Source organism: Pedobacter sp. AC190 (genome assembly GCF_979258025.1).
Map to the genome: position 1 here is coordinate 4903010 of NZ_OZ409824.1, position 11227 is coordinate 4914236.

The following is an 11227-nucleotide window of genomic DNA, read 5'->3' on the forward strand; positions in this document are numbered from 1 at the left end:
AAGTATTTTCAACAACGAATCTATGTTATAGAATCTATTTCGGGTTTTAAATTTGGTTAAATCATTATCAAAATTGATTAATAATGTATTTAAACTACCATTTTTTGCTTCATATTTTCAATTGCACCATACTTTTGAAATACATTTGCTGCACAGCCTAATAACCCTGCTTTGTTACCAAGACCAGCAGCAACAATTTGGGCCGATCCTGGTCCTGTAGGTACAGCCAGTGCCAATACTCGTTTTTCAATCTCCCTGATGTAAAAAGAACCAGATTCACTAATGCCTCCCCCAATAATTATCCTTTGTGGATTGAACAGGTTGATAAAACTTACAATACCTGTGGCCATATAATCAAAATGGGATTCCATCACCTCCATTGCATTACTTTCTCTTAACATGTACCTGCTGACGATATATTTTGCATCAACATGATCAGGAGTATCTTTACAGATAGATTGATAGTGATTGACCATCGCATTGATCGAAGCATAGGCTTCCAAACATCCTCTGGCACCACATGCACAAGCCTTACCTTTATGATTTATGATAATGTGCCCCAATTCAGTTCCCCTGTTTTTGAACCCGCCATAGAGTTTAGAGTCAATCAGCACCGCACCACCGATTCCAGTACCCACTGTGATGAACACCGCATCGCTACAGTCTTTGGCCGCACCATAAGTCAGCTCACCTAGGCCCATCAGGTTTGCATCATTATCAATAATAATGTTTTTACGGGTAACCAGTTTTAATATGTTGCCCAGTTCTACATTCCTGAAGCCAGGCAAATTAATTCCGCCTGCAATTACTACATTATTCTCGATGATGCCAGGAAACCCTACACCAACTCCAAGAATTGAATCATCATATCTTTTGGCACAAGCATTAATGGCTTCAGTCATATGGCCGATTACAGCACCATGTGTTTTTACATTTTTCAGCGAAATGTTTGTTGAGTACAAAATTTCACCATGGGCATTTACAACCCCGCATTTAATGGAAGATCCGCCAACGTCGATACCTATTGCATTTAATTGGTTCATGTTTAAAACATTTATTTAGGTTGAGATAATTTATGATCAGGATCTACTTGCGATGCAGAACATAATCAAACCCTAAAGTACAGGCATTTCGATATTTATAGTTTCGATTTTAGACTAAAGTATTTAAGTTTTGGCTAATGCTAATAATTTGACTGAGGGGGCAAATATTCCCAGCTGGTGCATTTTAAAAGGTTTCCGTCAAAAAGTTTCTTAATCAAAATCAAAAGCATTTTAACGAAAATCAAAATCAAAAATGCATCGTCTAACCTAATTTCACAATTGCTTATTCAGCAGATTATTTAACCAGCAAAAAGACAAATCTCTCAGATGAAAAAAGTCCTTACCATATTCTTTATTAGTGCCCTGACATTTAAAAGTTATGCACAACAAGAAACGCAATGGTTTTCAAAAGCAACCCGTGTAGTCGAGCTTCAACTTAAGAAAGCTGCAAGCGCCTATAGTCCAGGAAAAAACCCGCGTTCTGTTAATCCTGATGGAACGGTCAGGCTGGCACCCTACAAAGACTGGACAACTGGATTTTTTCCAGGTTCGTTATGGTATGGTTATGAACTTACGGGAGATAAAACCCTGGCTGCTGATGCTAAACGCTTTACTTTAGCCTTAGATTCGGCAAGGTATATTACCAATACACATGACGTTGGTTTTATGCTCTACTGTTCTTATGGAAATGCCTACCGCATTACTGGAAACAAAGAATATCTACCAGCGCTAGAAGATGGTGCAAAGCATTTATTGAACCGTTTCGATCCTAAAATCGGAGTGATCAGATCATGGGACTTTGCCTGGTGGAACTACCCTGTGATTATTGACAACATGATGAATTTGGAATATTTATATTGGGCTTCAAACTTCCTAAAACAGCCCAGCTACGGCAATGCTGCAAATGCTCACGCTTTAACAACTCTTAAAAACCATTTCAGGAAAGATTATAGTTCCTATCACGTAGTCGATTATGACCCAAAAACAGGTAAGGTTATTCGAAAGGCAACACATCAAGGTTTAACTGATGAATCGGCCTGGGCCCGCGGGCAAGCATGGGGACTCTATGGATACGCCATGTGTTACGCCAATTCTAAAGATGAGAGATTTTTAGAACAGGCTGAACACATCGCAGCTTTCATCATGAATCATCCTAAAATGCCAAAAGATAAAGTTCCTGCCTGGGATTTCGATGTTCATAACGCCCTTGATACAGCCGAGCGAGCGCCGAGAGATGCTTCAGCCGCAGCAGTTATTGCATCAGGATTATTAGAACTGAGTACACAGGTTAAGGATGGCAAGAAATATTTCACCTATGCAGAAGATATTCTAAAATCTCTTTCATCAGATGACTATCTGGCGAAACCAGGTGAAAACAAATATTTTATTTTGAAACACAGTGTTGGTGCTTTCCTTTATAATTCAGAAATTGACACTCCACTTGACTATGCAGATTACTACTATCTGGAAGCCCTGAAACGTTATAATGAAATCGCAAAAATTGATTTAAAATCAATCAAAAAAAATTAATACAACATGAAATTAAAAGTATTAACATCCCTGATTGCCCTTGCAATTTCTGGTCTAAGTTTGAAAGCGCAGCAAAGCCCGATTTCAAAGGAAGACTTCGACAATATTAATTTAAACTATCCTGGACTGGAAAAAGTAAATCAAAGCTTTCAATCAGCGAAGTACGATCAAGCTGCCCAAGAGCTATTAGTTTATTACCGTAACCGAAAAAAAATACACCACCCTGATTTCAATATCGGAGATGAGCAGCGTTTCAAAGGAAAATCTATAGGGGCAGCAAACCAAGAGAAAGCAGATAATGCATTGCTTCATAAATTCCAGCCACATAAAGGTTATGGATTTTTCGATTACGGAAAAGAAATCAACTGGCAGCTTTGGCCAGTAAAAGATAATGAGGTAAGGTGGCAGTTGCATCGCGTATATTGGTGGCAATCTATGGGATTGGCCTATAGAAGCTCAGGAGATGAAAAATATGCCAGGGAATGGGTTTATCAATTCCGCGATTGGGTTAAGAAAAACCCATTAGGTCTTTCTGCAGATAATGATGCTTATGCCTGGAGGCCATTAGAAGTTTCAGAAAGAGTACAAAGCTTGCCAGGAACCTTCAATTTATTTCTGTCATCACCTGAATTCACGCCCACATTTTTAATGGAATTTTTGAAATCTTTCCATCAGCAGGCGGATTATATTCCACAACATTACTCGAAAGAGGGCAATCATCTATTATTTGAAGCCCAGAGGGTATTATTTGCTGGAGCATTTTTTCCTGAATTTAAAGCATCGCCATTCTGGAGAAAGAGCGGTATAGATATACTAAACACAGAAATCAAAAAGCAGGTTTATGCCGATGGAGTGCAGTTTGAGTTATCCCCCGTATATCATATTGCATCTATTGAAATTTTTCTCAAAGCTTTCAACGCTGCAAAAATGGCTGGCGTTGAAAGTGAATTCCCTGAAACTTTTAGTGAAACCATTGAGCGGATGATCATGGCTAATATCGATTTTTCATTCCCAGATTATAGTGCACCAATGTTCGGCGATTCGTGGATTGCGGATAAGGCGGGAAGAATAAAATTATATCAGGCTTGGGCTAAAAGCTTTCCAAAGAATAAAGTTATCCAATATTTTGCAACGGAAGGCAAAGAAGGAGAACGCCCAGATCACCTTTCTCACGCATCAAGCAATGCGGGTTTTTATACTTTCAGAAACGGATGGAACAACGAATCAACAGTGATGGTTTTAAAAGCAAGCCCTCCGGGAGAATTCCATGCGCAACCAGATAACGGTACATTTGAGCTTTATGTTAAGGGTCGAAATTTTATGCCTGATGCAGGAACTTTTGTTTACAGTGGCGATGCGGAGATAAATAAGCTACGTGAGCAGTATCGCCAAACCAAAATGCACAATACACTAACATTGGATGATCAGAATATGGTAATCACAAATGCTAAACAAAATAAATGGAAAACGGGTAAAATGATGGATGTATTAACATTTACCAACCCGAGTTATAAGGATTTAGATCATAAGCGAACTGTACTTTTCGTTGATCAAAAATATTTTATCATTATCGATAGAGCAATCGGATCTGCAACAGGAAAACTGGATGTTCGCTTTCATTTGAAAGAGGATGCCAAGCCAGTTTACGATAAATCAAAAAACCTAATATATTCCACCTATGGCGATGGCAATAACTTGTCGATCCAATTGCTTAACCCTGCTAAAACAGCCTTATTAGAAGAGCAAACTAAAGTTTCTTACGAGTATAGAAAAGAAATGCCCCGACCAGCAGTAGCCTTCGAAAAACAAAAGGTAGATGCAACAACACCGTATTTCATCAGCGTAGTTTACCCTTTTACAGGTAAAAAAGCACCAGAGATAACGATGAAGGAAAATACTGGAAATGACTTTGTTCAGGGCCAATTAGATTTCACATTAATCATTAACGGAAAAAGCCAAAACGTTAAAACCAACATCAATCAGTAAAGACTTTTGTGGTATCCTATTATTAACACATCTAACCAAAGAGAATAATGAAAAACATAAATCTCATATCGCACAAACACCTGATATTTATTGCGTTTATAGCACTGTCATGTAGTAAAGAAAGCACTGTTGACAGTCAAGATCGTGTTTCGACGCTATCCTTAAATGATAAAAACAATGTTAAGAAAGCGAGTGATACATTTAATAATGGCGATACAATCCTTAATGTAAATTACGAAACTGGCACCTTTGATTCAGGGATTACGGGCCTGACGGCCACTCATGCGACAGCCTCAGACGCTGCATATATGGTAAGTCCTGCGGGCAATGGCAGCAACTTTGCCATTGCCCATAAAATTGTTTATGGCGATACCACATATAATTCTGATGGAAACATAAGAAGTGAAAGTGATGCGATAGCCATACAGAAAGCGAAGTTTTTCCCTGGTGATGAACGCCGTTACGAATTCAGCGTTTTATTAAAAGACTGGACACCCTGGGTTTCTGGACCTACCTACGAAACAACAATATACCAACTTAAAGTATCAGGCAATTCTACCTCTGGATCTGGTGTTCCTCTACAATTTCGAACTGCAAGAAATGCAATGCGTTTAAGATATGAAGGTTCTACTTCCATAAAAGACATTATTACAGACTTACGCCCATATGTAAACCAATGGTTGAATTTTAGGGTCGATGTGCAATGGGCAGACAATAATACAGGTTACATGAAAACCTACATGAAGCTTCCAGGCCAAAGTAGTTATATCCTGGTTGATGAAAAAACGAACTATACCACGTTTGCAGGCAATGTAAGTATTGGAAATGTAGGCTACATTAAATGGGGAGTTTATGTAACTCAAGCGCCCTTAACCCGTATTGCCTACCATGATAACATCAAAATTATTAAGTTGCCACTGCAATAATTTTCCCAAACATATTCAATAAAATCTTTCTGTTAAAACAGCTCTTATTACGGACTGCAAATGGAATGGGATAAGCGACGGTCATTGCGTTGTCGGAAGTAAATTTATTAATCTTTTTATACGGATTTTTAATATCAGAAATTACAAAGACCATGTCTAAGTGGTTTCGAAAATTATTCAAATTAGAAGGAAAAAATTAACTACAAAACTCCTCGACTGGAAGATAAAAACTAAGGTCAACAAAAAGCTATTTAAAAATACCTTCTGGGAGTATTGCGGTCCAGGATTTGGGAAAGCTTTCGACACCAAAAATTTCGGCTATTACTCTGGAAGTATTTTTGTTGCTGTTATAAATTTGAGTGATACCAGTCTTCTTGATTTTTGGACCAGTAATAGCCCATGGAATTTGCATTTCCTCCATGCTCACACCACCATGACCAGTTCCCTTACCGCCGTGATCAGTGATAAGCAAAAAATAGGTATCCTTGGCCAGATCATTTACTTCCAATTTTTTAACAAATTCACCAATAGCCTGGTCTGCTTCCTTAACTGCATCAATATACTCGTTCGACATCCACTTAAAACCATGCCCAGCGTGGTCAATTCTTACACTATATAAAAAAACGAGTTGCGGACTTTTTTTGTTATCCAAAATAAATTGTTCTGCTGATTTATAGTTATTAACAAATCCATCTTTTTCTTCAAATGAAGCCACATCTAAATACTTCTTATTCATTGAATTGATCAACTCGGCCCAGTTGTAGTAAAAAGCAGTTTTAATTGCTGGCCTAGCATCTTTTAAAACCTTGAAAATGGAAGGAAAATACCCTTCACCATCTGCATCCAATGCCTGAAGTTCGTGCTTATTTAAAACCCAGCTGTTATTGGTAACACCATGTTCTTCAGGTCCGGCACCAGAAAAATGGCTCGTCCAGTTTGGCAATGTTACCGATGGCATTACTGGCCTGGTATCAAGAGAAATCAGTCCATGTGCAAAAAGTTTATCGATATTTGGATGTGGTATTTTCCTGTATGCTTCAGATGAAAACCCATCCAAACCAATAATGACCACACGCTGCCCGAAAACGTTTGATAGAGATATTAAGAAGACAATCAATAGAATTGATATAATTTTTAGAGATTTCATATTTTAAAATTTTACAATCAACAAAAAAACCTAGTTAAAAACTTTGATTAAATGATCAAAATTTTAATCCACTGGAAAAAACTACCCTTTTTTCACAAAGCGAACTGCCCATACGCTTATTGAGGATAATATACACAAAATGGAGATAATGATGAATATACTATTAGTACTTCCCGTAACATCAATTGCGAAGCCTAAGATTGGTTCTCCGAATGCCGCAAACATATAACCTGTCATCTTCATAAAGCCTGTACCTGTCAGATTACTCCCCAGCAAATCAGGGCTTAGAGGGAGAGCCTGCAGCCATAGCATACAACCCAAGACCTTACAACGTTCTTCTTCACGCTACTAATTGTTGATTAGTTCAGCATCAGGCGCCCATGCCATCGACTGAAAGTAACCTTCAATGCCCAACAAAAGCATGATTATGGTAGGACTAACAGAAAAACTAATGGCAATATTAGTTATAATGGAGAGGTATGCACCAGTCGTCAACATAACCCTTGCGGTGAACTTATCAGTAAAGGAAATACTCAAATCAGCTTTTTTGCTACTGGATTATTTAATATCACAGTTATCAATAAGTTGAGTGCCCTGTTTTGCATTCGTAGTTAGGCTCGTTGATCCTGTTTTTATAAAATCTCCTTGCATATAGTAGTTATTTAATTGGACAGGAAGACTACCATCTTTAATTCTAATTAACCATTCTCTCTGACACGCAGATACAGAGCCTTTATCATTTTGGGGATACGTCATGCTTGACTCATGCGAAAAACCGACCACATGCCCCATTTCATGCGCAAATGTAGAAACAGGCTCAAACATGGCTTTGTTAATTACTGAAGCCGCTATACCAAGTGTCCCTCCGCCGCCAAGGCCCGTTACGCCACCCTCACAGATCCCTAAACTTAATTTTGTTTTATTAACTATATTATTGTAAGCGGTCAGTTTTTCTGCTGGTGACATCAATATAACGTCGTTATTGGTGATGGATTCGTTTAGAAAAGACTGTCGCATATTGGTAGCGCTGCTGTATAGATAAGCCATATTAATTAATAAAGCACTATATTTTCTAAAATCCTGTGGCGTGGGATTGTCTTTCCAGTTTTCCTGATTATGGTTTGGATCAAAATCATTAGGCTTGAACTGCCACTTCATCTCACCAGCTTTTTTGAGTTTCTGCAATAGTGGAGTGGTACCTGTGTAATCAAAGCTTACCTGCGATGGTGCAATACCCACAGTTTTATATTGAGCTAAACTGACAATTTTATTCGTTTGGTTTTCAAAGAAATCAGTGGTTTCATTAACAAAAGGATATTTTATTTTTTTGGTGGTATGTGCTTTAATATCAGCAACCAAAAGTTTAACAGGCTCATCTCGACCATTAATTTTTAGCAGAATAGTGACCTCTTCAATATCTAACGGAACAAAATTTGTAATCTCAATGGTGGTATTATCGATAGCATTTACGCTAATTAACCTTGTGAAATCGATTCTTCTATTTTCGGCAGTGTAAATATTTAATCCCTCGCCGTCTTCGAAGATTCGTTCATCATTGTTACTGGGAGCAATTACAGCCTTTGGCGTAGTAATGGTTGGAACAGCACTTGGATCTTGATCTTTACGGCAAGAGCTTATCATAAGAAATGTTGTTAAAAGAATAACTGTTGCGCTGTTATTCATAAAGCTCAACCTCGAAATTTTGTTTTTCAATAGTAGGTGATTATAGTTATGTAAAGTAAACAATTAGGGAAATTTGTTAGTCTTGATTTGGTTAAAATTTTAGGAGCATTACTTTAGCTGAAATTAACTTCGCCATAAAATCAGTTGCGAAGATTTTAGTTGTTTCAAAAAAAACGTAAAATAGAAGGTTATATTACAATAGCCCGAAATTGTCGGTATAAAACTTGTCGCAACCTAAAAAAAATCAAAAAAAAGAGATGTAATCAAGTGTATGCCTGGAATCGAGCACTGGCATGGCGCAACTTCGAAAACCGGTGTCACTTATATTGCAACATCTCCCGCAGCAAAGGAAAAACCATCTGGTTAAAAAAAGTTTCAGACGATGATTATTACGGCAAAAAATAAATTAGTTATAGTGGGTAATCACTATTAAGAGTTGGGCGCAAAAAAAGGTCATAATATCATTTATGACCTTTTAAAAATTCAGGTCGGCTACAGTCCAAATTAGCAACAAATTTATAGCTGATTTAAGGCGAATCAGCAGAACCAGAACTAAAATGATTAATTATTTGGTCACATCTCACTAGCAAAAATTTACGAAGTAACCTTTAAGCATGTCAATGTCATGGATTTGCCGAGATGAATAGACTGATATTTTACAGTAGTCTAAGTTTTGCCTCTTTTTGTGAACTATGAATAACTTTAGAAAGAAATTCCATTTTCCCACATTGCTTTCACGTCTCCATCAGTTCTTGGTAATAATTTTTCTAAAGTCTGCACAGCCTCTGCCTGTATTTCTTCGATAAACGGCCGCAAACCTGTATTATATGAATGAAACGCGGATTGATAATCATCCTGGAACATGATAAATGCATCAGCTAAAGCAGTTGCTCCAATAATTGCCAACGAACCGCCCATTCCTGCTGCTGGAGAGGCACAATAACCAGCGTCGCCAACTAAAGCTACTCTGCCTTTTGTCCAGGAGTGCATTTTTATCTGACAGAATTTATCAAAATAAAATGATGTAGAATTCAACAATTCATTCTGAAGCTCAGCTGTTCGCCAGCCCATGCCTTTCATTTGCAGGGACACAATTTCTTTCAATTGGTCTTGCTTACGAAAATCATAGCTAATTTCATTTTCAGTCCTGAAAGTAAAAATAACATCCGTCTTGTTATTATGGGCATACAGCGCTGCACCTTTATTAGGCTCCGAATACATTTGATAGGTGCCATTTTCAACCAGCAGTTTATCTACAATAGCTATCGAAAAATATTGCCCCAGGAAATGAGCAAATTCAGATTCCTGTCCAAACCAGATTTTCCGAACTGCTGAGTGTATTCCATCGCATCCAAAAACATAAGCGTAATCATCTTTAGAGCCATCTTTAAAAAATACTTCAATATTATCCTGAGTTTCATTTAATGCAGTAATGCTGTTATTAAATTTTAGCTCTGCATCAGTTTTTATCTGATCATACATCATATGGAGCAAAGAATCTCTTTCGATTTCAAATTCATCATCTGGCAATTCTTCACCTGGTTGCCTTAATACAAAGCTGAAGCCTGTCTGATCATTTGCATTTTTGAACTCCCATTTTTCTGGCCCGATCCTCATTTTTTTTATCTCTTCAAAAAGGCCCATTCTTTTAACGATCTCCACTGTCGGGCCTTTAATATCAACTGGTGTGCCTCCTTTTTTCAGTTCAGAGCCAATCTCCACGATCGTAACCTGGTAACCTATTTTATTCATCCAATATGCCATGGTAAGGCCAGCAAAACTCGCCCCTGATATCAGCACTTTTTTATTTAATTCCATTTTCCCTGTTGATTAACATTTCAAGGCAAAGTTCATTTTCTTTAGCCTTTAAAAAAATGACCAATCAAAGCAAGTATTGGACTAATCGTGGTTTTTATTCCTGAACGTTATCGCAGAAATCCCAGTTACCTTGGAGAACAATCTTGAAAAATAAGGATAATCGACATACCCAAGTTCAAAAGCAATTTCCTTTACCGACTTATTGGTATGGTAAAGCAATCTTTTAGCCTCTAAAATAATTCGCTCTTGAATAAGGTAAGAAACAGAATAACCTGTACTTCCCTTTATGCAGTCATTTAAATAGGGTGTAGAAATATGTAATAGTGCAGCATATTGGCCAGGCCGTTTTAGTTTGATGTAATTTTTTTCCAGCAGTTTTCTGAAAGCTGTAGTCACTTTTTCAAATCGTGAAAAGGTCTCATCGGGTTTGGCTAGATTTAAAAATTGCGACAGCAGATAAGCAATCAATGTATTACAACTGTCTCGGAGTAGTGGGTAATATAGTTTATTGTTTCGTTGTCCGTAAAAATTCAGACAAAGAGAGAAGCTGCTCGAGATAATGGAGAAAGCTTGTTTTTCCAATAAAAATGGAGCTATTGGATTGAGCTCCTGAAGTATATTGAGGTATTCTGTATTTAGGTTTTCGCTATTAATGGATAGAGAACTCACAATAATATCATCGATATCCAACATTCTATGTACCTGATCTGGATGCAGATATACAACTGCTGGTGCTGAAACATTATAGGTTTTGAAATCAATTTCAATTACAACTTTGCCTTTTTCCAATATATGAAAAGTATAACCCTCATCACGGTGTGCCTGTGCGGCATCTTCAGCTTGTTGTGCAGTTGCAAAATAAGACTTTTTAAGATTGTTTCTATCAATGGAAATACCAAGGTTTAGCATATCTCCCATCGTATTAATGGGTATCTTATTTTTGTTTTTCCGCATATAATATTACAACACAAATCTAGTATAAAAGTACATTACAAAAATCATTACCAAGTATATCCAATTTAAAACCCTTTTTCAAAAGCGTTTACTTTGCCAAACGAATTGGTTTATTAAAAAGCGGATGATGAATACTTTTG

At 37.4% G+C, this 11227-nt stretch carries 9 protein-coding genes; 3 read left to right on the forward strand and 6 right to left on the reverse strand.

Features of this window, described 5'->3' with window-relative positions; genetic code table 11:
• Positions 1–89: 89 nt before the first annotated feature.
• Positions 90–1043: an ROK family protein gene (locus ACZZZI_RS21440; RefSeq protein ID WP_463491305.1), complete on the reverse strand. Its 954-nt coding sequence runs from the start codon at positions 1041–1043 to the stop codon at positions 90–92.
• Positions 1044–1370: 327 nt separating this feature from the next.
• Here ACZZZI_RS21440 and ACZZZI_RS21445 point away from each other — a divergent pair, with 327 nt between their 5' ends.
• Genes ACZZZI_RS21445 through ACZZZI_RS21455 form a run of 3 tightly spaced genes read left to right on the forward strand, consistent with a single transcriptional unit; the run spans position 1371 to position 5485 of the window.
• Entirely contained in the window at positions 1371–2573 is a 1203-nt protein-coding gene (locus tag ACZZZI_RS21445) for a glycoside hydrolase family 88 protein (RefSeq protein WP_344766456.1), read from the forward strand.
• Positions 2574–2579: 6 nt separating this feature from the next.
• Positions 2580–4559 (forward strand): heparin-sulfate lyase HepC, encoded by a 1980-nt coding sequence (gene hepC / locus ACZZZI_RS21450; RefSeq protein WP_424057341.1) that lies wholly within the window; start codon positions 2580–2582, stop codon positions 4557–4559.
• A gap of 47 nt (positions 4560–4606) precedes the next feature.
• Complete coding sequence (locus ACZZZI_RS21455) at positions 4607–5485, forward strand: heparin lyase I family protein (RefSeq protein WP_424057342.1); 879 nt, start codon at positions 4607–4609, stop codon at positions 5483–5485.
• A 247-nt stretch (positions 5486–5732) separates the two neighbouring features.
• Here ACZZZI_RS21455 and ACZZZI_RS21460 read toward each other — a convergent pair whose 3' ends face one another.
• The 5 genes from ACZZZI_RS21460 to ACZZZI_RS21480 all read right to left on the reverse strand — a co-directional run bounded on the left by ACZZZI_RS21460 (position 5733) and on the right by ACZZZI_RS21480 (position 11087).
• Positions 5733–6632 carry an alkaline phosphatase family protein gene (locus tag ACZZZI_RS21460; protein ID WP_424057343.1) on the reverse strand — a complete coding sequence of 300 codons (900 nt, stop codon included), beginning with the start codon at positions 6630–6632 and terminating at the stop codon, positions 5733–5735.
• Positions 6633–6980: 348 nt separating this feature from the next.
• Positions 6981–7169 carry a hypothetical protein gene (locus ACZZZI_RS21465; RefSeq protein ID WP_316757087.1) on the reverse strand — a complete coding sequence of 63 codons (189 nt, stop codon included), beginning with the start codon at positions 7167–7169 and terminating at the stop codon, positions 6981–6983.
• Positions 7170–7190: 21 nt separating this feature from the next.
• Positions 7191–8345, reverse strand: a complete 1155-nt coding sequence (locus tag ACZZZI_RS21470; RefSeq protein ID WP_424057344.1) for a hypothetical protein — start codon at positions 8343–8345, stop codon at positions 7191–7193.
• Between the two features lie 672 nt (positions 8346–9017).
• On the reverse strand, positions 9018–10133 hold the full coding sequence (locus ACZZZI_RS21475) for an FAD-dependent monooxygenase (protein WP_463491309.1): 1116 nt from the start codon (positions 10131–10133) through the stop codon (positions 9018–9020).
• Positions 10134–10214: 81 nt separating this feature from the next.
• The gene (locus ACZZZI_RS21480) at positions 10215–11087 is read right to left on the reverse strand and encodes a helix-turn-helix domain-containing protein (protein WP_463491311.1); all 873 of its coding nucleotides are present in this window, start codon (positions 11085–11087) and stop codon (positions 10215–10217) included.
• Between the last annotated feature and the right edge of the window lie 140 nt (positions 11088–11227).

Coding starts and splice junctions, on each gene's coding strand:
- ACZZZI_RS21445 (WP_344766456.1), top strand. CDS start 1,371: ATGAAAAAAGTCCTTACCATATTCTTTATTAGTGCCCTGACATTTAAA.
- ACZZZI_RS21455 (WP_424057342.1), top strand. CDS start 4,607: ATGAAAAACATAAATCTCATATCGCACAAACACCTGATATTTATTGCG.
- hepC (WP_424057341.1), top strand. CDS start 2,580: ATGAAATTAAAAGTATTAACATCCCTGATTGCCCTTGCAATTTCTGGT.
- ACZZZI_RS21480 (WP_463491311.1), bottom strand. CDS start 11,087: ATGCGGAAAAACAAAAATAAGATACCCATTAATACGATGGGAGATATG.
- ACZZZI_RS21460 (WP_424057343.1), bottom strand. CDS start 6,632: ATGAAATCTCTAAAAATTATATCAATTCTATTGATTGTCTTCTTAATA.
- ACZZZI_RS21475 (WP_463491309.1), bottom strand. CDS start 10,133: ATGGAATTAAATAAAAAAGTGCTGATATCAGGGGCGAGTTTTGCTGGC.
- ACZZZI_RS21440 (WP_463491305.1), bottom strand. CDS start 1,043: ATGAACCAATTAAATGCAATAGGTATCGACGTTGGCGGATCTTCCATT.